Annotated in this window: 19 protein-coding genes; 7 read left to right on the top strand and 12 right to left on the bottom strand. The window is 47.5% G+C overall.

Features of this window, described 5'->3' with window-relative positions; genetic code table 11:
• Both MESINF_RS07480 and MESINF_RS07475 read left to right on the top strand, forming a co-directional pair.
• Complete coding sequence (locus MESINF_RS07480) at positions 1-969, top strand: ABC transporter ATP-binding protein (RefSeq protein ID WP_169699238.1); 969 nt, start codon at positions 1-3, stop codon at positions 967-969.
• Entirely contained in the window at positions 966-1,982 is a 1,017-nt protein-coding gene (locus MESINF_RS07475; protein WP_169699237.1) for an ABC transporter ATP-binding protein, read from the top strand. Before MESINF_RS07480 ends, MESINF_RS07475 begins: the two co-directional genes overlap by 4 nt.
• Positions 1,983-2,157: 175 nt before the next feature.
• Here the strand turns inward: MESINF_RS07475 and MESINF_RS07470 are convergent, their stop codons facing one another.
• The 4 genes from MESINF_RS07470 to MESINF_RS07455 all read right to left on the bottom strand — a co-directional run bounded on the left by MESINF_RS07470 (position 2,158) and on the right by MESINF_RS07455 (position 4,479).
• Positions 2,158-2,547: a hypothetical protein gene (locus MESINF_RS07470; protein ID WP_169699236.1), complete on the bottom strand. Its 390-nt coding sequence runs from the start codon at positions 2,545-2,547 to the stop codon at positions 2,158-2,160.
• A 123-nt stretch (positions 2,548-2,670) separates the two neighbouring features.
• Positions 2,671-3,150: a Cys-tRNA(Pro) deacylase gene (gene ybaK / locus MESINF_RS07465; protein WP_169699235.1), complete on the bottom strand. Its 480-nt coding sequence runs from the start codon at positions 3,148-3,150 to the stop codon at positions 2,671-2,673.
• A 25-nt stretch (positions 3,151-3,175) separates the two neighbouring features.
• Complete coding sequence (locus MESINF_RS07460) at positions 3,176-3,826, bottom strand: 3-oxoacid CoA-transferase subunit B (RefSeq protein WP_169700938.1); 651 nt, start codon at positions 3,824-3,826, stop codon at positions 3,176-3,178.
• On the bottom strand, positions 3,826-4,479 hold the full coding sequence (locus MESINF_RS07455) for a 3-oxoacid CoA-transferase subunit A (protein ID WP_169699234.1): 654 nt from the start codon (positions 4,477-4,479) through the stop codon (positions 3,826-3,828). The genes MESINF_RS07460 and MESINF_RS07455 overlap by 1 nt, the downstream gene beginning before the upstream one ends.
• A gap of 597 nt (positions 4,480-5,076) precedes the next feature.
• Between MESINF_RS07455 and MESINF_RS07450 the strand changes: the two genes are divergently transcribed.
• Positions 5,077-6,333, top strand: a complete 1,257-nt coding sequence (locus MESINF_RS07450; RefSeq protein WP_169699233.1) for a sensor domain-containing diguanylate cyclase — start codon at positions 5,077-5,079, stop codon at positions 6,331-6,333.
• Positions 6,334-6,350: 17 nt separating this feature from the next.
• Here the strand turns inward: MESINF_RS07450 and MESINF_RS07445 are convergent, their stop codons facing one another.
• The 5 genes from MESINF_RS07445 to MESINF_RS07425 form a co-directional block, all read right to left on the bottom strand.
• Positions 6,351-7,610, bottom strand: coding sequence for a mechanosensitive ion channel family protein (locus MESINF_RS07445; protein WP_169699232.1), 1,260 nt, complete (start codon positions 7,608-7,610; stop codon positions 6,351-6,353).
• Positions 7,611-7,636: 26 nt separating this feature from the next.
• Positions 7,637-9,199, bottom strand: coding sequence for a tetratricopeptide repeat-containing diguanylate cyclase (locus MESINF_RS07440; protein WP_231936666.1), 1,563 nt, complete (start codon positions 9,197-9,199; stop codon positions 7,637-7,639).
• A gap of 96 nt (positions 9,200-9,295) precedes the next feature.
• Complete coding sequence (locus MESINF_RS07435) at positions 9,296-9,634, bottom strand: DUF4258 domain-containing protein (RefSeq protein ID WP_169699231.1); 339 nt, start codon at positions 9,632-9,634, stop codon at positions 9,296-9,298.
• 43 nt (positions 9,635-9,677) lie between these two features.
• On the bottom strand, positions 9,678-12,182 hold the full coding sequence (locus tag MESINF_RS07430) for an alpha-amylase family glycosyl hydrolase (protein ID WP_169699230.1): 2,505 nt from the start codon (positions 12,180-12,182) through the stop codon (positions 9,678-9,680).
• Positions 12,183-12,200: 18 nt separating this feature from the next.
• Complete coding sequence (locus tag MESINF_RS07425) at positions 12,201-12,761, bottom strand: 5' nucleotidase, NT5C type (protein WP_231936912.1); 561 nt, start codon at positions 12,759-12,761, stop codon at positions 12,201-12,203.
• A 171-nt stretch (positions 12,762-12,932) separates the two neighbouring features.
• On the opposite strand from MESINF_RS07425, the gene MESINF_RS07420 reads away from it, so the two are divergent.
• The 4 genes from MESINF_RS07420 to MESINF_RS07405 all read left to right on the top strand — a co-directional run bounded on the left by MESINF_RS07420 (position 12,933) and on the right by MESINF_RS07405 (position 18,025).
• Positions 12,933-13,601: an ABC transporter ATP-binding protein gene (locus tag MESINF_RS07420; protein WP_169699228.1), complete on the top strand. Its 669-nt coding sequence runs from the start codon at positions 12,933-12,935 to the stop codon at positions 13,599-13,601.
• A 31-nt stretch (positions 13,602-13,632) separates the two neighbouring features.
• A complete protein-coding gene (locus MESINF_RS07415) occupies positions 13,633-15,756 on the top strand; it encodes an FtsX-like permease family protein (RefSeq protein ID WP_169699227.1) in 2,124 nt (707 codons plus the stop codon).
• Between the two features lie 4 nt (positions 15,757-15,760).
• The gene (locus tag MESINF_RS07410; protein WP_169699226.1) at positions 15,761-16,747 is read left to right on the top strand and encodes a P1 family peptidase; all 987 of its coding nucleotides are present in this window, start codon (positions 15,761-15,763) and stop codon (positions 16,745-16,747) included.
• A 246-nt stretch (positions 16,748-16,993) separates the two neighbouring features.
• Entirely contained in the window at positions 16,994-18,025 is a 1,032-nt protein-coding gene (locus MESINF_RS07405) for a hypothetical protein (RefSeq protein WP_169699225.1), read from the top strand.
• A gap of 27 nt (positions 18,026-18,052) precedes the next feature.
• Here the strand turns inward: MESINF_RS07405 and MESINF_RS07400 are convergent, their stop codons facing one another.
• From MESINF_RS07400 to phoU, 3 genes are read right to left on the bottom strand one after another with little or no spacing between them, the layout of a single operon-like run.
• Positions 18,053-19,030, bottom strand: a complete 978-nt coding sequence (locus MESINF_RS07400) for an ATP-binding protein (RefSeq protein ID WP_169699224.1) — start codon at positions 19,028-19,030, stop codon at positions 18,053-18,055.
• A complete protein-coding gene (locus tag MESINF_RS07395; RefSeq protein WP_169699223.1) occupies positions 19,027-19,701 on the bottom strand; it encodes a response regulator transcription factor in 675 nt (224 codons plus the stop codon). The genes MESINF_RS07400 and MESINF_RS07395 overlap by 4 nt, the downstream gene beginning before the upstream one ends.
• Positions 19,698-20,375: a phosphate signaling complex protein PhoU gene (phoU, locus tag MESINF_RS07390; RefSeq protein ID WP_169699222.1), complete on the bottom strand. Its 678-nt coding sequence runs from the start codon at positions 20,373-20,375 to the stop codon at positions 19,698-19,700. The genes MESINF_RS07395 and phoU overlap by 4 nt, the downstream gene beginning before the upstream one ends.
• Positions 20,376-20,390: the final 15 nt, after the last annotated feature.

Here is a 20,390-nt window from a genome sequence, read left to right as displayed (position 1 = left end):
ATGGAGAAAATACTTAGAGTGGATAACCTGAAGCTTTACTACTACACGAGCAAGGGGATAGTCAAGGCCGTGGACGAAATAAGCTTCAGTCTGAAGAAGGGGGAGACGCTGGGACTGGTGGGGGAGTCGGGATGCGGAAAGACCACCACGGGCTTCGCCCTTCTCAAGATGCCAACGCCTCCGGGCAGGATAGTGGGAGGAAGGATAGAGATTGACGGGCTGGACATAACACCGCTCAGCGAGGGTGAGATGAGGAAGAACGTTCGCTGGGAGAAGATATCCATGGTCTTCCAGGGAGCGATGAACACGCTCACGCCCGTTTACACCATAGGCAAACAGATGATGGAGACTCTCCAGGAGCACAGGCAGATGGAGAGAGAGGAGGCCAGGAAGAGGATAGAGAAGTACCTCAACCTGGTGGGACTATCCGGAGAAGTGGTGAAGAGATACCCTCACGAACTTTCCGGGGGGATGAAACAGAGGATAGCGATAGCGACCGCGCTCTTCCTGGAGCCGAGGGTTATCATCTGCGACGAACCAACGACGGCGCTGGACGTGATAGTGCAGGCTCAGATAATCAACCTTCTGAAAGACCTGAAGGAGAAGCTCGATCTCTCGTTCATCTTCATAACACACGACCTGGCCACGGAGGCCGAAGTCTCGGACAGGATAGCGGTGATGTACGCCGGAAAGATAGTCGAGATAGGCAGGAACGAAGAGATATACGGAGAAGAGGGCCCCTGCCACCCTTACACGAGGAACCTTCTGGCGGCCACACCGAGACTGCACGAAAAGGTGAGCACGCTCTCCTTCATTCCCGGAGCACCGCCAGACCTGCTTGAGCCACCGTCGGGCTGCAGATTCCATCCGAGATGTTCCGTTGCGATGGAGAAGTGCGCAAAGGAAGAACCACCGCTGATAGAGATAGAAGAGGAACACATGGTTGCCTGCTGGAGGTGCAAGAGATGAGCGAGAAGATAATAGAAGTGAAAGACCTCCAGAAATGGTTTCCGGTCAGGAGAAACATAAGAGAGTTCTTCAGTGGAGAGCACAGGTATGTGAAGGCGGTAGACGGAGTGAGCTTCTCGATAAAGAGGGGCGAGATATTCGGACTTGTAGGTGAGTCCGGGTGTGGAAAGACAACGACTGGCAAGCTGATAATGAAACTGCTGGAACCGACAGGAGGTACGATGCTCCTGGATGGAAAAGACGTAACGCACATAGAGAAAGAAGAACTGAAGAAGTACAGGAGAAACGTGCAGATGATCTTTCAGGACCCATACGCATCGATGAACCCGAGGTTCAAGATAAGGGACGTGATGGAAGAGCCGCTCATAATACACAAACTTGGAGAGGACAGAGACGAAAGGCTGAAGATGATAGAGAAGGCTTTGAAGGAAGTGAAGCTGAACCCGCCGGAAGAGTTCCTGGTGAGATACCCTCACATGCTCTCTGGAGGGCAGAGGCAGAGGGCTGCGACGGCGAGGACGTTGCTGCTCAACCCGCAGTTGCTGGTGGCCGACGAGCCCGTCTCGATGATAGACCTCTCGACGAGGGCGGAGATACTGCACATGATGAAGGAAGTGCAGAGGGATCTGGGACTGACATACCTGTACATAACGCACGACCTGTCGACTGCGAGATACTTCACCGACAGGATAGCGGTGATGTACCTTGGAAAGATAATAGAGATGGGAGAGCCCGACGACGTGATAGACAGGCCGGTGCATCCATACACGAGAGCGCTGATAGCTGCTGTGTGCGAGCCTGTGGCCGGAAAGGTTAACAGGGCGAAGATAGTGCCGATAAAGGGAGAGATCCCCTCTGCCGCGAACATACCCAAGGGCTGCAGGTTCCATCCGAGATGTCCCTACGCGGTTGACGAGTGCAGGGAGAAGGAAGAGCCCAAACTGCAAGAGATAGAGAACGGACACTACCACGCTTGCAGAAGATGGAAGGAGGTCCAGGAAGCGCGGACTTGAGAAAGAAAAGCAAACAAGCCCGGAAGATCTGATGGGTAATAATTCATAAAATATACAAAAATAGCAAAGACACACCTGAGACTCTGATTTCGTCAATGGTGTGTCTGTCTTTTTGAATTCAGATCATCTTGAGCTCCGTTCTACTTGTCCTGTCATAGAGAGAGACGACCTCTCTTCATCTCACGATCCAGTCGATCTCGATCTCCGCGGTACGTCTGTCGGCAGTCGGATCGGTGAAATACACCTTCATATCGTGTACACCGTCCAAAGAGACTCTCGCCTCTTTTCCGGTGGTTCTCCAGTTGTCGGAGTATCTGAAAACCTCTACTCCGCCCTTTTCGAGAACGAGATAAGCGCTGTTTCTTTTCATGATTTTCACGTCGAACCTTATCGATAGTTCCTGTGTTGGCCAAAGATCTAGCGTAGCGATCGTTCTTCCTGAATCCTTGGGGTACACCGTTCCACTGTTGTAGGGAGTGAAATCGCTCATGGCTATCAGCATCGCTATCGCCGCCAATACGCCAACCAGAGCAAGTATATAACCGAATCTGGTCAATTTGGACAAGATCTTTCTCCTTCACTTTTATCAGTGCCCGTTCATTTTCTCCAACAAACTATTATCGTCAGACCGATCACGTTTCTGCACGAACAACCAGGGACAGCTCCTGACAATCATCTGCTCTCTCCATCAATGTTTTTCTCGCGAGAAGTTCTTCACTTCTCCCTTAGTAGCCTTCACGACATCCGTTGGTTTGATCCAGATCTGTACTCCCCTCTTTCCGGCGCTCATCGAAACTTTTTCTTTAGATATGGCGTGGGAGTCTATAAGTATTCTGTAACTCTTCTTCATTCCCAGCGGTGATACTCCGCCACGAACGTATCCGGTCAGAGAAAGCAGCATGCTTGTAGGAACCGTTTCTATATTTTTATCGCCCGTTATCGATTCCAGCAATTTCATGTCGATCTCGTGGTCGCCTCTAAGACAACATACAAATACACCGCTTCTGTCGCCTTTGACAACCAGCGTCTTCATGGTCATGTCGGCGCTTATCCCCAATTCTTCAGCCACGTGTTCGGCACCCAGTTGATCTTCATCCACATCGTATTCAAGAACCTCGTACTCTATTCCCATTTTATCGAGAATTCTAGTCGCGTTAGTTTTTTGCATATACAGGCTCCTAATGATTTTAATACTACAGTGTCATTTCGCACAACCGGTCGGATATTATAAGCCGTGCATCTGTCGTTTTTAGTATCTCCTCTACGGATATATCTGGCGCAACTTCCTTTAAAACCAATCCCTTCGGACCTGGCTCTATTACGGCAAGTTCCGTCACTATGAGATCTACAGGTCTGATTGAAGTCAAAGGGAAATTGCATTTTCGAACTATTTTAGGGGTACCTTTGCCCGTATGGGTCATCGCTACTATCACTTTCTTCGCACCGGTTACAAGGTCCATGGCGCCCCCCATGCCGGGAACCATCTTTCCAGGAATCATCCAGTTTGCCAGCATACCTTTTTCATCCACCTGTAAGGCACCGAGCACCGTAATATCGAGATGACCTCCCCTTATGAAGCCGAAGGACATCGCACTATCGAAGGCCATAGCACCGGGAAGAGCCGTCACGAACATTCCACCCGCATTGGTCATATCGGGATTCTCCATACCTTTACGCGGTTCCGGTCCCATTCCGATTATTCCGTTTTCCGACTGAAAAAAAACATTCACGCCCGATGGAATATAATTGGCCACTAAAGTTGGGATTCCTATTCCCAGATTCACCAGGTCTCCGTCTTTAAGTTCTTTAGCAACTCGTCTGGCTATAACCTCTCTGGGATCCATCATCGACACCCCCTTACAAGTATGTAATCCACGATTACGCCAGGAGTGTTTATCTCCTCAGGACTTATCGAACCAACGGGTACGATCTCCTCCACCTCGGCTATGACACATTCTGCGGCCATCGCCATGAGGGGATTGAAATTTCTGGCCGTAAGGGAGTATGAGAGATTTCCACAGTAATCGGCTCTCTTTGCCTTGATAAGCGCAAACTCAGCACCTATCGGAAGTTCCAGCAGGTATTTCTGTTCTCCCACCACTATGGTCTCTTTCCCTTCTTCCACAACCGTTCCGACACCGGTCGGGGTAAGTATGCCACCGAGTCCTACTCCCCTGGCGCGCACCCTTTCGGCGAGTGTCCCCTGGGGAACGAGTTCAACTTCGATCTCTCCTTCTATCATCTGGCGTTGGGTTTCGGGGTTGGTCCCTATGTGAGAGACTATCGCCCTACTCACAAGCCTGTTCACAACTAGCCTGCCTATTCCCCTGTCGGGGAAAGCCGTATCGTTGGCTATAACCGTCAGCCCACCGATTCTCGAGACAATCAGCTCATCGATTATCTCATCTGGCGTGCCGCAGCCGAGGAAGCCGCCAATCATTGTTGACGAACCTGGTCTAACTATTTCCGGGAGTTCCTTTCTGGTAATTGTCTTCAAACTGTATCCTCCTCTCGTTAACGGCGCGTATCGATAAGTACCTATGTGGCCTTGCAGAGAGTATAACCTATATATGGGGTTGCTTTCGAATCTCTTATATCGCCGGCTAAAACTAACTGAAGCAATTATAGCTCTTTCATACGCCTATGCTTTTTATGTCGCTTTTGTGCGAAGTTAAGTATTTCGATATTAAATCAGTATCGCCTCGCATTTGTCAATTGAATATGCTGGCCAGTTAGCTTGCACAGGTCTGCTTCAAAGACCGGGAACCTTACCGGTAATACGAGAAAGATGAAAATGAGAACAGGGACTCAAAACGCGATTTCAGTTATAGCACTTCGCCTTCATAATGTATATAATACTTTTATTCCTTATTGTAGATCCGATACTTATCCAAACCGGGTGGTTGGAAGTTGGAGTATTAGATTGAACAGATTTCGAGGTTTCGGAGTTATCCTGATTGTCGCTTTAATAATCATAGGGGGGTTCGTAGCAGCCTTTATCATCAACTTCAATTCGTATCGTGCTACCATCAAGCAGGATATTTACAACATCACCTGACTCGTATCGACGAACGTCTTCTCCGAGATCCAGAATTTGCTGGTAAAACCCGTTTACGTTTCTCTCACGATGGCCAACGATTCCTTTGTTAAGAAGTGGCTTGAAAAAGAATATGAAGGAGACAGTACCAGTATCAGCAACTATCTTTCCGGTATAAAAGATAAGTACTCATACAGTTCGGCTTTTCTGATCTCAGCCAATACTTTGAATTACTACAACGTTGAAGGGCTATTCAAGACAGTTAGCAAGGAAGATCCACACGATGTCTGGTATTATTCTTTTGTGGATGAAAATTCCGAATTTCGGCTGGACATCGATACCGATCAAGCCAATAAAAATCTGCTTTCTCCTTTCGTCAATTGCAGGATCGATGACTCAGAAGGTAACCTCCTCGGAGTAACCGGCGTAGGCCTGGAGATTTCAGGGATACGGGAGATCTTTTCCTATTACAACAGATTGCTGGATATAGATGCTTATCTTATCGATTCACACGGTATCGTGAGACTTCACGAAGACGAAGATATGATACTGAAGGGTAGCATCTTCGACGATCCCGAGCTGGTACGTTACAAAGCCAGAATCCTTGAAAATCTCGAAGATTTCGATGTGATCGAATATAAAAATACGCCCTTCGAAAACTATCTTGTGTCCAGATACATTGCCGAAGCCGGCTGGTATCTTATCGTGACCAAAGATACTACCACTTTGAACAATTCATTTCGTAAGCAATTGTTGTACGATATCATGATAATTACCGTAGTTCTAGCCCTCTTCACGATAATAGCCCTGAAGGTTATTTCAGCCAACCAAAAGAGGCTGAGCACAATCGCCATGACCGATGCCTTAACGGGTATATACAACAGGCGCGCGCTCATGGAAATCCTTCCAATCGAGCTGTCACATGGAAAGAGGCTTCTGTATCCCATAACTTTCGTGATGATAGATATCGACGGATTCAAGAAGATAAATGACCTTCGCGGTCATATCGAAGGTGACAGAGTGCTAAGGGAGTTCGGTGGCATTCTTCAGATAAGTATTCGCAAGCAGTTCGATTCGGCCTTCAGATACGGCGGTGACGAGTTCCTCGTCTGTCTTCCCGATTGCAGCAGAGAAGATGTTAATGAGGTTATCGAAAGAATAAGGAAACTCTCATCGATAAAGGGGATTGTCTTCTCTACAGGCATTCAAACCGTGGATCCGAAAAACGACAATTTTGGTTTACTGGAGATACTTTCGCTGATCGATAAGGAATTGTATGTAAACAAAGGCGCTAAGGACAGATCTTCAACCTAGGAAAGTTCCCTGTCCTATTACTCGCGATCGATACTCTTTGCGGCAAAGATATTGCCAAGAGAACGCATATCGTTGCCGGTGGGGTTCTGGAAAACCCTTAAGCCAAAGTGCGGAATGGCGGCGAATATGTGATCGAAGATATCCGACTGCAACGACTCGTAGTTAACCCAGGATGTATCTTTGCTGAAGACATAAACCTCCAGTGGAAGTCCGGCATCGGTAGGTTGAAGCTGTCTGACCATGATAATTAAATCTTTGTTTGTTCCCGGATGGCTTCTCAAATATGCATTCAGGTAGGCTCTGAAAGTCCCTATGTTGGTCATTCTTCTGCCGTTGACTGGCTCGGTCATGTCGATGTTGTTTTTCCTGTTGAACTCCTCTATTTCTTTCTTCTTGCTGTCGAGATAAGGTTGCAGAATCTGAATTCTGTGGAGTCTTTCAAAAAGCTCGTCGTCTAGAAAGCGTATGCTCGAGGTATCTATGAAAACCGACCGTTTTATCCTCCTTCCACCGGCCTGAAACATTCCCTTCCAGTTTTTGAAAGACTCGGAAATCAACGCATAAGAGGGAATCGTCGTGATAGTCTTGTCCCAGTTTTGAATTCTGATAGTCGTCAGCGTTATATCTATTACGTCGCCGTCGGCCTGGTACTTGGGAACTTCGATCCAGTCACCTATGCTCACCAGGTTGTTCTTGGATATCTGTACGCTTGCAACAAGTCCCAGAAGCGAGTCTCTGAAAATTACCAGAAGTATCGCCGTCAATGCGCCGATACCGCTGAGAATACCCCAGGGAGAAGTGTTTGTGAGTATGGATATGACAATGACGCTTATTACTATGTACATCATTATCTTGACTACCGTTATGTAACTCTTGATAGGCTTGTCTCTGGAGATTTCCAGAAACTGGTAAGCGTCCGTTATAGCTTCGAGTATCGCATCTATGACAACCGCGGCTATGAATATAAGGTAGGCCGTCGATAGCCTTTTTATAAGCTCCTCCACCACGGGGAAAACGGGCGCGAAAGAGACTATCACTATCGCCGGAATCATCAGGGAGATCCTTCCCAGAACGTGATGCTTGACGAGTATGTCATCCCATTTGTTAGGCGACTTCTTTATGAAATGCTCTATAGGCTTTATCACGACTTTTTCGAAAAGGAATTTCGAAAGAAAGGCCAGAGCCACGATAATAACTCCGGTGATTATGTTGGCAAACACGATATTCAAATTCTCCATTCCCAGTGAAAAAAGCCAGTCGGCAAAGAATTTGACCACTTCATCGCCTCCAATGCTGTAGTAAGTCAGACTTCTTTTACGATGCGGTCCTTGCCATTTTCTTTCGCCTGATAAAGTAGCGCGTCGGTCTTTCTGATGAAGTCAGTAGCGTCTTCACCCTTCCAGGTGCTTACACCGGCGCTCAGCGTAACTCGTGGCCTCAGTGATGAAGATATCTCTTCCCTCAATCTGTTGGCCATTGCGGAGGCGTTTTCGATGTCCGTCGAAGGTAGTAGCAGCAGGAACTCTTCACCGCCGTACCTGAAAGCGTAATCGCTGCGCCTGATCGAGTTTTTTACGATCGCAGCGGCGGCTTTCAGCACGTTGTCTCCGATGAGGTGACCGTAAATATCGTTTATTTTCTTAAAATCATCCAGATCTATCATAACCATCGAAAGGAGACCGCCATACCTGAGCGCTCTATCAATTTCCGTTTCTATGATAGGGTACATTCTCTTTTGATTGAGAAGACCGGTGAGAGGATCGGTTTCGGCCTGGATCTTCAGCATCTCGTTGGCGATTTCGAGCTTCTCCTGAGTTTCCAGCAATTCCCTGTTGCGTCTCTCTAAAAGGATTTTCACCTCTTCAAGTTCATGATTCTGGCTGTTCAGCATTTCGATCTCCTGCATTTTCTGCTGTACTCTGAAGGACGATTCTAGTTCGACCATTCTCGCACTGCTGGCCTCCCTGTAAAGCCTTTCATTTATTGAAACCAGTCTCTTATAATCGTTGAGCGCGTTTTCTAGTTCACCGATAGTCTCGTGAATGTCCGCCATTTCCTTCAGAGCGTCAGGTATCTTGGAGAGACTCCCGGCCTCTGTATGAAATTCAACATACGACGACAGGAGCTCCAGGGCTTCGTCGAAAAGACCTTTTCTCCTGTAATAATCGGCCATGTGGAAACTCAGCTCTTTCAGGGTCTGTAAATTACCAATCTCTTCTGCAATAGGTCTCGCCTTTTCGAGAACTTCGAATGCCTCACTGTAATTGCCCGTGTCCAGAAAGACCTGCGCCAGATTCATGTAACTGTTACAAAGCTCTCCTTTTTTACCGAGTTCCAGCTTGATCGATATGGCTTCTTCATAATTTGCAATGGCTTCATCGTGGTGTCCAAGTTTGTTTAGAGCGATTCCGCAGTTGTTAAGAAAGAAGGAAGCTGCTTCTCTGTCGTTTTTAGACTTTGCATATTCGAGGGCTCTCAGTGTGTACTCCAGGCCCTTTTCGTACTGGACCATGTATATATAGACTCCACCTATGTTGGCTATCACATCGTTGATATCGTCTGCCGTACCGAACTGGTGGAAAAGCTCCAAAGCCTTCAGACCGTACTCAATCGAGCTATCGTAATCACCGGCGAGACAGCAATACTTGATCATGTTGTTAGTGATGTTGGCCAGTTCAAGACACCTGTATTCTTCAAATCTAGGAAGTTCTGCACGTGCCATTTCGGCCGCGAGCAAAAACTTGCCCTCTCTGTACATATGGTTCGTAAGTTTATTGAGAAGGTCGAGCTTTTTTCTGTAGTCATCAAGCGGAAGATCCACGTAAGCTTTCATAAGATCTTCAGTGTCCCGCTTCAAATTTTCCAAGATTGCCCCCCACACATACAATCGAGACTTCGCTCTCACCGCCCGCGTCATCTTATAAGTCAATTCTCACGAACCATTCTCGATTCGCAAGACGATCTACATCTCTTCTTCCATATCTTCCCAATCGCCGTCGTTCCAGTAAACTGTTACGACTTCGAGCTTTCGCAATCCCTTGCCCACTATGGCCGTTACTTCCCCGTCCGTCACTTTTATCCTGTTGTAGTGCGCCAGTTTTACCTGTTGGCCTTCGCCCCTCAAAAGCTCCATCACTCTTTCAGGGTCGATCTCTCTCTCCTGCATTCTGGCCACCGCATGAGGATGAAAAGATATTTCGAGATCTTCGGATTCTTCCGTCTCCTCGATGTCTCCACTGAAAGACTTTACGATATACGCTACAACGACCGCAATTACCGCGATTATAAGAACGAAAAACATATATACCACCATGAACAGAACGGAGAAAAGGCCTTTCCGTTTATCATTTTCCGAGCCTGATGAGCATTTCATCCATTATATAAGGATCCTCTTTTGTCCCTCCCCCGAAATGGTATCCCTTTGGTTGCGGGTAAATGTCCCTGTAAACTGCCTCTATGCCGTCGAAATCCCAGGTCGTTATATAGATGTTCAAACCTTCAAAACTCTCCAGCCTTCCTAGCGTCTCGCCGGGTATTCTCAGTATAACCTCCCCGGTGAGCTTATTCGTTTGAACCATTGGTGTCGGAGAGATTGCCGTACCGAAAGACTTCGATCCGCTATCCTCAGAGGAGTAGGCGATGATCGACCAGCCGTTGGCGAAAATAAAGTAATCCCAGTCGAGTCCCTCCGGCATCGAGGCATTCTGGAACGGCAGAAACGTAGCTCCCTTTTTTGACGGGTCGTCGATATAGATCTGGAACGTTACATGATCGAAGCCGTTCTGGGGTCCCCAAGAATCGGTCAGATCCTTTATCTTCATAGCAATCACCAGAGATGCGCCAATCTGTCTCACATTCACTCCGAGAAGGTCCATCTGCCTCTTGAAAGTTATATCCGTCGGATAAACGTATCTACCTTCCGGTCCTGTGTCGTCGCCTTCGGGATCTTCACCACTGAAGAGAACGATCTCCGGGATGTCAAGAACCACTTTGTAATCCTTACTGTATATGGAATCGCGTCTCGTCTGCCCGTAAACTTTGAAGAGAATGGAATGAACACCGGGATCGAACTTGGAGATGTCCCATTCATAGAACCATTTTCCGTCGATTATCTCTATGTCCTTACCGTCTTCTATTCTTGTGTCGAATATTATTCTGGCCGAAGTCGCTCCTTTTGCATTTCCGGTAATAGTGTAGTTCGAATCAATCTTCTGATTGTCTTCGAGATCGACATTGAACTCTATATCCGGTACAGTGACGCTCTTTTTCTCCTCGGTGGCGATACCGACATAGACGGAGCGGGGATTCATCGTGATCACCAGATTGCCATCGCTCTCTACTGTATAGTCTTTGAACAAAGAGTTGAAGGCGTACAGTGGTTTGACCACTTCGCCTATTTCCATTCCCGTATCCATATTTGCCAGTATCCTTCGCTCGCCGGAGGTGTTCATTATGACGAACACCTTTTCACCCTCCCACTCGAGGCTGTAGGCGAAGATTCCGGGACCGTTGGAATCGTCTTTCAAGACCTTCAGGGTTCCGTAGCGGAAGACCGGGTTGTTCTTCCTGAGCATAATGAGCTCCTGTATATATTTGAAAAGCTCCGAGTTGCTGTTGTAATGGTCCATATCGCCCGACTGGAACCCTCCGGCGAACATCGCAGCTCGTGTTTCGTTGAAGCCCTGTTCAGTGCCATAATAAACCACGGGTATGCCCGGAACGGTGAATATGAATGCCAGCGCTTGTTTCAGATTGGCCAGACCGCCTCCCTTGAGGAATCTCTCCATGTCGTGGTTATCCACGAAGGTGAGCATCCTGGAAGGATCGAAGTATTCGCTCCTCTTTTCCAGCCTGTATGTGAGGTTGGCTGTGGGTTTGCCCTCTTTGAATATGCTCCTCAACTCTATGTTCAGCGGGAAGTCCAGCATAGAGTTCATACCGTTTTCGAAGAATTCGCGTATAACCTTCTCTCCGGAATCGCTGAAGGGATCGCTCCTGACCCAGGCTTCTCCAAAAGTTATGAAACCCGTTTTGCCTATCTCCTTAGCAACCTGGTAGATCCCGTTTTCTCCCTCGAGAAACTCCTTCCAGAACTCGTAGGGCACGTAGATAACCGTGTCTATTCTGAAACCGTCGATACCGGCTTCTTTTATCCAGAAGGTGTATGAATCTTTCAGAGCCTCTATCACTTCGGGGTTTTCCGTGTTGAGGTCGTCCAGTCCCGACATCTGGTATGTAAATTTTTGAAGCTGATCGTTGAAGTTAGAGATATCCGGAGTCCAGTGGTAGATGTTCTTCTCCGAGTCGGTCTCGTAATTGTTTAGCGAGAAAGGATACTGCTCCGGGGCAGCTGTGGGGGAGCTATCGACGTTGAGTTCGAACTGCCCGTCTATGAATCTGAAGTAATCGCCGACATGATTTGGAACTATATCTTGGATAACCAGCAAGCCTTTCTCGTGGGCTTTGTCGACAAATTCTCTGTAAAGCTCCAGATCTCCGAAATGTTCATCTATCTTCTTGAAATCCCTCGCCCAGTAGCCATGATATCCCCCGTAGCTCACCCAGGGATTCCACCACTGGTTCGCGATGGGTGGGGTGATCCATATGGCAGTCGCACCGAGTTCTTTTATATAATCCAGCCTGTCTATCAGTCCCTGGATATCTCCGCCATTGTAGCGAGAATTGTCGTTTCCGGCCTCGCCAAAGCCCATATCATCGTTGGAAGTATCGCCATTGGCAAACCTGTCGATCATAACGAAGTACACGATCTGATCTTCCCATACAGGCACTGCTAAAGCCAGAGATAAGAAAATGGCGGCTATGAACATTGACAGAACTAACCTCTTCATAGGACACCTCCTTATTTTTCAATCCATTATACAATCTAGAAACTCTCCCAGGTTCTTTACCCGTAGTCTGTGGTCGATATGTCTGTTGTAGGCCCAGTCCATTATATAGGTGTTTATTCCGTGGTCGAGAAGGTTTTCGATATGGTGAGGCGCGTCATCCACCGCCAGTTCTACTCCCAGGACCTGGCAGAGTTCGCCCTTGCGCGAGCTGACGATTATCGTGCCGGGCTCTCCCACGTGTTCAAGTATCCATCTCTGGGACTGTGCCTGGACGGTCCGCCCCTTTGTCGGGAAGCGTGAGGTTATGAAATATATCTCGTGTCTCCCCGCTCTCATAATCTCTGCTAGCCTGAACAAGTCTTCGTGGTCTGCATAGGCTGGAAGACCCTCGTAGAAGTTCGGCGTGCCACGGATCACTTCCCATACACTCTCTTCCATCTCCAGTGTGAGGTTGGGTACACTCTTCCAGAAATCCCAGACCTTCACCTCAACATTCACCGGAACTTCTTCGTACATCCGGTGGGCAACCTGCAAAAAGGCCAGATTGAAGTTGGTCAATACGTCGTCCATATCTATCATCACTTTCACAAAAACACCTCCATATAAAGTATATAGCAACCGGATGCGTTATCGAGCAGACAGTATGATTGAATGGTGAAGAGACTCTTTATGAAGGACCGTTTGAGAAGGCTTTATTTTGTGGGATAATTTGAAGGAAAAGGCATCGGGTTAAAAGGAGGAATAAAGAGTATGTTCGAACTGAAGGACGTGGCATTGCTTTATGAAACAAGGAAGCAGGCTCTCGCCGCACTTAAATCGACCACATTGAAGATAGATTGGGGAGAAGAGATCGGAATCTACGGTCCTTCCGGATCGGGAAAATCCTCTCTTCTTTTCATAATGAGTACGCTCAAAGAACCCAGTCGCGGAGAGGTGAAATACGACGGCAAGGAGATTACAGCACTCACACCTTCGGCAAAGGCTGAGTTGAGACGCAAAGAGTTCGGGTTCGTTTTTCAGGAGCATTTCCTCATAAACCATCTCACGGTGAGGGAAAATGTTTTGCTTCCAGCAAGCGATAAGAAAAATGCCAGAAAGCGCCTCGAGGAGATAGTAGGTTTCCTCGGACTTGGTGAATTGCAGAAGAGATTTCCCTTCGAGCTTTCTCTTGGCCAGAGTCAGAGAGTGGCTATAGCACGCGCTTTAATCAACAATCCACGAGTAGTTTTCGCAGACGAGCCGACCGCATCGCTTGATAGGGATAATGGCCAAAAAGTCGTGAAGCTGCTTAGATCATACTGCAAGAAAAACAGCGCCACCCTTATAATGGTCTCTCACTCGCCGGAAATTATAGAGGGATTCGGGAGGAGGTTCAAAGTAGAAAACGGTCAGGTGAGTGAGGTAACGGCCAATGTTTAGGTATATTTGGCTATACTTCAAAAGGAGGCCCTTGAGAATTTTGGTGTATATTCTGGTCGTCGCGCTGGGTGTCGCGGCCAGCATTATCCTCGGTTCGATTTTCCTCTCTTTTGGTGAGACAAGAAACAGGATAACCGCAGTCAATGAAAACTGGATAACCATTCAGTACCTCTCTAATAACGGCAGAGATTCAAGGCTGGACGAGGTTATCGAGAAAACGCTCTCGGAAACCTTTGGCTTTTCCGATGCGATAAAAGTCGATATCGCCTATCTCAGTTACAACCTTTTTGGCAGCGCCAGAGCTAACTTCCCAGTGTACGGGATAAAACAGACGGATATCCCCAGGCTTTTACGAGAGTCTGATACACAGATAGTTCAGGGGACGGTTTTTGAGAAGGGCTCGAGAGATATAATGGTATCCGATTCCTTCTTAAAGGCCGATGGACTGGAAGTCGGCCAGATTTACGAAGAGACGCTTGAGGTGTCCACACCCGGCCAGTATTCTATCGTGGCTTCGTTGAAAGGACCATCGATCTTCGGCCTAGGCTCTGCGGGAATCTCCTCGGGTGGTGGCACTTATGGCTACATGGTCTTCGCCAGAGAAGGTTTTCTCATGGCTGTCGAAAACGAGTTGAAGAACACGCTGGCCGAGTATATGCCGTCTATTACGGTTAACGGACCGGCCTCGTCGATCGACAGGATAAGAGAGCAGTACACCGGTTATTACTCGGGAGTCTTTTTCGTGGATCTAGTAATAGCGCTGGTCTTTACCGTGGGGCTGGCTATGCTCAACTCAGTCAGCTTACGTGAAAGGAGAAAGGAATACGGCGTTATGTCGGCAGTCGGCTATAAAAGTGGAAGCCTTAGGACTCGACTCTTTATAGAGTCTTCGATTCAGGCCGCCTTGGGATGGATCGCAGGTTTCTTAGTTGGTTTATGGGCCATCAAGGTTCTCGAGAAAAGATTTTTCGAACCTGCCGGGCTTTTCCTCAGAAATGATCCCATCGGCTCGCTATACACCCTAATAATCCCGCTGGCCGTGGTGTTGCTGACTCAGTTTCTCATAACCGGTCATCTTAAACGTGATCTCATAAATCTCCTGAGGAGCGCCAGCATGGAAAGGGGGATCTTCAGAAGTCGTTTCAGGGATATACGTACCGGCTGGTTGCGTTATCCGTTGAGAACCGGCGCCTACACGCCCCTTTTTGTGAACGTGATCGTTTTCGTGGCTTTGATTTTTTTCTTCGGCTCCCTTCTTTCCGGTCTCTCCGATGGAATAAGGGATAGTGGAGCATTTTACGAAAATAGGACATATGTGAGAATGCGTACCGGCACGGAATTTCCGACCGATATTGCGTCCTTGTCGGAAGTGAAGACCTTTAGTGCTGGGCTCGAAAAGCTCAGAATAAAGCTTCTCTTTGGCACAAGCAGCGTCTATGTACCGGTTCTCTCACCAGAGGATGCCCAGGCTTTGCTGCTGTTGAACGAAACACCAACAATGGGAACGTTGCTGGTCAGTAAAGGCCTTTCGGAAAGACTTGAAGATGCGGAATCGCTCGATTATTCGAAGGTTGAGGTATCGACGGTATTGAAGGGACTTTCCGGTGTGATGGTTGCCTCGCCACTTCCGGGCGGAATGCTTTTGACCTATGGTACGACAGGAGAGGCTGAAAAGATACGAAGAAGTCTTCTTTCTTCACAGACAGAGATGATCTTGGACAATTTGACGTTCGAAAAATCCTATAAACAGGAGACGCAGTTCATGAAACTGATAACGGAGATCATCATCTATTTGCAGTTCTTCGTTGTAATGGTAATCGGAGTAGTAACTGTGATAAGGACAATAAGCGCCAGGCGATCGGAAATATCTATCAGAAGTATAATCGGACTGAAAGAAAAAGAGACTCGACGGATGTTTTCAATCGAGATCGCTGCGGTGACACTGTCAGCGGCGGCAGCGGGATGTCTTGCCGGCCTGATAGTCTGGTGGACCTTGAAATCGGTATTCTTTCAGGGTATCTATACCTCCACACTTGTAAGCACGCCGACCGTGCTCAGAGTCGTCTTAATGGTTTTCTCGATACTCGTGGCCGGTTTCTTGACCGTCAGGTTCTTTACGAGCCGGGAAGACCCGATAGCGATAATAGAGAGGTAGCCAAATGAGGTACAGAGAATACACCCCTCTTAAGGACGGCTTTTCAACGGGAAAGTTAAACAGGATCACCGATGTGCCTCGTTTAAGAGTCGGCCATTGTACGATCGACAGAGATCAGCTAACTATTGTGAGGACCGGCGTCACTGTTCTCAGGATCGACGATGTTATATCCAAACCGGTGTGGGCTGCCAGTAACGTTTTCAATGGCTATGGAAAGTCGATAGGTCTGGTTCAGGTTGATGAGCTCGGGACGATGGAGAGCCACGTTTTTTTTACCAATACTCTGTCCATAGGAGCAGTTCAACAGGGTGCGGTCAAAATCGCTCTCCGGGAGTGTCATGATATAACTTCTTTCAACGCCGTCGTAATGGAATGTAACGACAGTTACCTCAGCGACATCGCTTCTCTCTCAGTCACAGATTCAATGGCGATCGAGGCTTACGATGGTGCCGTGAAAGATTTCAAAATGGGAAGTGTCGGGGCCGGTACGGGAATGGTCTGTTTCGGTTTTAAAGGAGGGATAGGTTCCTCTTCCAGAATGATCGAGATAGATGGCAGGGAGTACACCCTGGGAGCACTCGTACTGGCCAACTTCGGGAGGACAACCGATCTAAAGATACCCGGGCTTGTTGACGTAAACTTCGAGGAACCGCAAAGGGATGGCGGTTCATTGATAATGGTTCTCTCGACAGATATTCCGTTGCTACCCCACCATCTGAAAAGGATCGCCAGACATTTGAGCCTTTCGATCGGAATACTCGGAGCCCCCGGTTACCATGGCAGCGGTGACATCGCGCTGGCCTTTTCCACAGCCGACAGGAGAGACCCTCAGGCACTGACGATCGGAGAGGACGGTTCAATTATGAGCCGTATCTTTAAAGCGTCAGTTTGGGCCACGGTTGAGGCCATACTCGATTCAATGTTTTCATCGCCTTATACGAAGGGATTCCGTGGCACGGTCCCGTCAATTCTGGACAGCATGTACCAATGATTTTAGTGGTGTATGAATGTGTCAAAGGTGTCAAATCACCTTGCTATTACAACGATAGATCTTACCGCCTCTTACTTTTCCGTGGCTTTCCAGGTCTGGAAAGATGTGTTTTCCATTAACTAGATATGATATAATGATTTCGGCAAATTACCTTGAGCTATAAACGTTATATTTCTTTCGTCAGGAGTCATGCTTTATTTCGCTATCCAGAGGGGAAAGAGAAACGAGCAAAAAAAAGGAGGATAGATGAAAGCAACGGTCTTTCTTTTGCTTGTGACGATCTCTGTTTCATTGATAGCTCTAACCCCGCTAACGGTAACATTCGGAGATGATGAAACTTTCTTTTACTACGAAGAATACTTCGATCTCTATCCTGGAGACAGTGAAGTGTTTCACTGTCCACTTCTTCTAGTTGGTGCTGGAAATTCGCTGATGTTTCTGGATAAAGGCCAACCTTTAAATTTGTGTCTTGCTGGTTTGAGTGCTGAGCAATTTGACAGTTCTTTTCTTGATAGGCTTCTTCGAGATCAGGATTTTTCGATCTCCTTTGAAACCTCGCAAAACGCTTTGGGAAACCATAGACCGGCCTACCTATGGCTTCGATGCGAGACTGGGTACGTCAACGTGAATCTCCTGCTTCTCGAAAACGGAAAAGCTCTTCTGGAAAGTTGCAGGGAATCGTCGCTGTTGAAATGGCTGGAGATGTTTGGTAAGTACGAAGCAACTCTTAATTGGCCGGTGAAGAAGAGAAGCACAACCCGTGAAGGAAGGTTCACGACTATAGTCTCCATATATAACGCGGGCAGGGCTAAGCAACTGGAGAGCGGGATTTACGATCTTGAACCGGATAAGGGACCCAAATATGATCATGGTATAACACAAAGCGAGAAATCTTGTGCCATAAACGAAGTTATCACCTCTGAGAAAGGTCGAGTCGTAGAAGAGTCACCAACTGGCACAAACGAACAGTGGGAGACGATCGTAAGCTTTTCGGGTTCATCTACCAATTTTACCGAGCCTTTTACTATACCGGGAAGTGAATGGAGAGCAAAGCTGATCCACGAGGGAAGTTTCTTCTCGCTTACACTTTACAACGCTTACGATGGAAGCATCGAAGAAACGTTGCTCACGGCGACATCGCCCGGTGCGAGAGAGATTTACCTTCACAGGAGTGGAACCTTCTATTTCTCCATCATCTCCACGGGTAATTATGAGATAATCATCCAGGAGAAAACAGCTGTCTCAAACGGCGGACAAATGATGGATAACGGCTCTTAACGCTCTTCTGAAGGACGGGTTCTGGCGTCAAATCTTCTTCGGAATGCTAATAGTAACCGTGGTTCCAAGCATATAGCGAGACCTGATATCTATCGTACCGCCGATCAGGTTCAAAGCGTGCTTCACGAGAGACAATCCGAGTCCCAGCCCCGAAGAGCCAGAAGTTTTGGCGTTGCTGGCACGGTAGAACCTCTCGAAGATTCTGGGAAGTTCATCGCTTTTAATTCCGATTCCGTTGTCTTTGACGGAGAGGAAGATTTTTCGGTCAGTTTCGTAAGACGTGATTTCGATCTTTTCCCCGATGCTCGAGTATTTTACGGCATTAGAAAGAAGGTTGGAAATTATTCTGAAGAGAAGCATCGAGTCGGCCGCGGCATAGATATCGGAAGAGACAGATACCTCGATCTGTAATCTCTTCCGCTTCCATTTGCTTTCGAGATCGCAAATGGCCTCGTCGACCAGTTCTCTCAGATTTACCGTTTCTACCTTTACCCTGTAGTTTTGCAATTCGAGATTCGAGAGTAAACCCAGCTCTTCCACTAGGCGTGCAAGCCTGTTGGTCGATCTCGATATTCTTTCGATTGTTTCGATCACATCTGACGGAAGCTTTTCACGTTTTTCAATGAGCAGTTGAACGTAGCCATTGATTACCGCCAAGGGAGTAGAAAATTCATGGACTATGGAGTTCACGAAATCCATCTTGGCGTTTTCGAATAGTTTTTCGTTAGTTATGTTTTTCAATAATATGTATGGTGGAACCACCTTCACATGCAGGTAAAGGGTCATATCGTCCTTGACGTAGATCGTGTCGGTTTCGAATTTCAAATCCGATATAAAACTATCCACGATCTTCGATATTCCCTGAACATGTAAACCATCTGGAAGGGCTCTGCCTTCGACCTCTCCGAGCAGTTTTCTGGCCGAAGAGTTGGCCTCGACAATATCCAGTCCCTCGTCTATCTTGAGGACACCTTCGCTGAATTCATTCAGGAGCGACTCGTTCATTTCGTATCACCAAGAACGAATTTGTATCCCACGCCTCTGACTGTCCTGATGAACTTCTCGCCGATCTTCTCTCTTAGCTTGCTTATATGAACATCGACGGTTCTGAAATCGCCATAGAAATCGATCCCCCAGACTTTATCGAGCAGTTCTTCGCGGGTGAAGACCCTTCCGGGGTTCTCGGCCAGTATTTTCAACAATTCAAATTCTCTTCTGGTTAATTCTTCCGAGACTCCATTCCGTGTGACCGTGTAAGATTTCAAATTCACCAGAACCTCACCGATTAAAAGTTGCTCTTCTAGTTTTCCGGATACTTCGGACCTCCTGAGGACAGCCTTGATCCTGGCTACGAGTGCTCGAGGGTTGAAGGGTTTGGTAACATAATCGTCGGCTCCGAGCTCCAGTCCCAGTATCATGTCCAGATCGGATTTGCGGGCCGTCAGGAAGATTATGGGGATATTCGGGTTTGTCAAGCGTATTTTCTTGACCAAATCCAGTCCGCTTGCATCTGGGAGCATGATATCCAAAAGGATCACGTCCGGTCTGCCTGACTGTAGAACACGCCAGAGATCTTCGGCGCTGGTCGCGGTATCAACTTCCATAGTCTCACTTTCGCAGGCTGTCCTGACAATGTTCAAAATATCGGGATCGTCATCTACTATTAAGACTCTCAACGTCGCATTTCCTCCTTGAGATTGGCGCCTTTCGCGATATAGTAGATCTCCTCGGCGATATTGGTAGCATGATCGCCAGCCCTTTCGAGAAACCTGGCAACGAGCAAAAGATCCAGCAATTGGGCTATGGCTTTTGGATCGGTCATATTTACCAGTTTATCGCGAACTTCGCGTTTTATGTAAACATAGTATTCATCGACCTTGGCGTCATCGCTCCAGACTTTTCTGGTAACTTCGATATCTCTGTTGTAATAAGCCCTGATAATCTCATCGAGCATATTCTCTACTACGGCGGTCATCTTCTTGATATGGATCAAAGGCTTCACCAGCGTCTGGTTTTCGTACCTCACGGCAACTTCGGCGATATTTACGGCCAGATCTCCTATTCTCTCTAGATCGGTAGCGAGCTTCATCATAGTTAGGACATACCTCAGATCTTCGGCCAGAGGCTGGAATCTTCCTATATAGTTACATATCTCCAGGTCCATTTTGCGTTGCAGATCATCTATGATCTGATCACCATCTATAACCGCCTTGGCAGAGTCTCCGTCGAGTCTGTCTAAAGCGTCTATCGCCTTTACAAGGCTGGATCTGACGTTCTCTATCATATCAGAGAGCATCGATTTCAACCTGTTGAAACCCGCTTCAAGGTGATGCTGCCTTTCTTGAGTCATGCTTACCACTCCCCG

Origin of the sequence: Mesotoga infera (assembly GCF_900157305.1) — a bacterium.
GTDB classification, from domain to species: domain Bacteria; phylum Thermotogota; class Thermotogae; order Petrotogales; family Kosmotogaceae; genus Mesotoga; species Mesotoga infera.
The sequence above is the reverse complement of the archived record's forward strand: the minus strand, read 5'-3'. Positions and strand labels throughout refer to the sequence as shown.

Bases quoted from the DNA above. Each gene is read 5' to 3' on its own strand.
- MESINF_RS07405 (WP_169699225.1), top strand. From the start codon at position 16,994: ATGAAAGCAACGGTCTTTCTTTTGCTTGTGACGATCTCTGTTTCATTG.
- MESINF_RS07410 (WP_169699226.1), top strand. From the start codon at position 15,761: ATGAGGTACAGAGAATACACCCCTCTTAAGGACGGCTTTTCAACGGGA.
- MESINF_RS07475 (WP_169699237.1), top strand. From the start codon at position 966: ATGAGCGAGAAGATAATAGAAGTGAAAGACCTCCAGAAATGGTTTCCG.
- ybaK (WP_169699235.1), bottom strand. From the start codon at position 3,150: ATGCAAAAAACTAACGCGACTAGAATTCTCGATAAAATGGGAATAGAG.
- MESINF_RS07425 (WP_231936912.1), bottom strand. From the start codon at position 12,761: ATGATAGATATGGACGACGTATTGACCAACTTCAATCTGGCCTTTTTG.
- MESINF_RS07420 (WP_169699228.1), top strand. From the start codon at position 12,933: ATGTTCGAACTGAAGGACGTGGCATTGCTTTATGAAACAAGGAAGCAG.
- phoU (WP_169699222.1), bottom strand. From the start codon at position 20,375: ATGACTCAAGAAAGGCAGCATCACCTTGAAGCGGGTTTCAACAGGTTG.
- MESINF_RS07400 (WP_169699224.1), bottom strand. From the start codon at position 19,030: ATGAACGAGTCGCTCCTGAATGAATTCAGCGAAGGTGTCCTCAAGATA.
- MESINF_RS07480 (WP_169699238.1), top strand. From the start codon at position 1: ATGGAGAAAATACTTAGAGTGGATAACCTGAAGCTTTACTACTACACG.
- MESINF_RS07460 (WP_169700938.1), bottom strand. From the start codon at position 3,826: ATGGATCCCAGAGAGGTTATAGCCAGACGAGTTGCTAAAGAACTTAAA.
- MESINF_RS07435 (WP_169699231.1), bottom strand. From the start codon at position 9,634: ATGTTTTTCGTTCTTATAATCGCGGTAATTGCGGTCGTTGTAGCGTAT.
- MESINF_RS07430 (WP_169699230.1), bottom strand. From the start codon at position 12,182: ATGAAGAGGTTAGTTCTGTCAATGTTCATAGCCGCCATTTTCTTATCT.